This is a genomic window from Streptomyces sp. NPDC041108 (assembly GCF_055592645.1).
Genome location: NZ_JBVIYK010000062.1, coordinates 1 through 1,021 on the forward strand (window position 1 = coordinate 1; position 1,021 = coordinate 1,021).

The following is a 1,021-nucleotide window of genomic DNA, read 5'->3' on the forward strand; positions in this document are numbered from 1 at the left end:
TGCGAGAACACCCCCCTCAAGCCCGGCAGCGAGGAATACCTCGACTCCGAGAAATACCAACTCCGTCCCCGCGACTGGGACACAGCCGCACGAGAGGGACGTACCATCGCGCCCCTCATCACCGCGCTGAACGACATCAGACGGCGCCACCCCGCACTGCACGGGCTCAGGAACCTGCGCTTCCACCACACCGACAACGACGCGGTGATCGCGTACAGCAAGCGCACCGGCTCGGACGCGGTCGTGGTGGTCGTCAACCTCGACCCCCACCACACCCAGGAGGCCACGGTCACGCTGGACTTGGCGCGACTCGGCCTCGGCGCGGACGAGGACGTGCCCGTGCGCGACGAGCTGACCGGGGAGAGCTACCGGTGGGGAAGGACGAACTACGTGCGGCTGGAACCCGGCCGGACACCCGCGCACGTCCTCCACGTCCAACTGCCCGCCGGGAGCACGTCCCCCTCGTCGCGGACCGGAGGGTCAGCCACGCCATGACCACGAACAAACCCATTCCGGACACTTTCGAGGACACTCCGCAGAAGGACCGGGACCCGGACTGGTTCAAACGCGCCGTCTTCTACGAGGTGCTCGTCCGCTCCTTCCAGGACAGCAACGGCGACGGAGTCGGCGACCTCAAGGGCCTCACCGCCAAACTCGACTACCTGCAGTGGCTCGGCATCGACTGCATCTGGCTGCCGCCCTTCTTCAAATCCCCCCTGCGCGACGGCGGCTACGACGTCTCCGACTACACCGCCGTCCTCCCCGAATTCGGCGACCTCGCCGACTTCGTCGAATTCGTCGACGCCGCCCACCAACGCGGCATGCGCGTCATCATCGACTTCGTCATGAACCACACCAGCGACCAGCACCCGTGGTTCCAGGAGTCCAGGAAAGACCCCGACGGCCCCTACGGCGACTACTACGTCTGGGCCGACGACGACAAACAGTTCCCCGGCGCCCGCATCATCTTCGTCGACACCGAAGCCTCCAACTGGACCTTCGACCCCGTCCGCAAGCAGTA

2 protein-coding genes are annotated in these 1,021 nt (G+C 66.3%); both read left to right on the forward strand.

Annotated elements, in window-relative coordinates:
* Positions 1-495, forward strand: a 495-nt coding sequence (locus ACZ6BB_RS42220) for an alpha amylase C-terminal domain-containing protein (protein ID WP_471620382.1), incomplete at its 5' end; no start/stop codon positions are given.
* The coding region (locus ACZ6BB_RS42225; protein ID WP_471620383.1) for an alpha-amylase family glycosyl hydrolase at positions 492-1,021 on the forward strand (530 nt) is incomplete at its 3' end. The genes ACZ6BB_RS42220 and ACZ6BB_RS42225, both read left to right, overlap by 4 nt.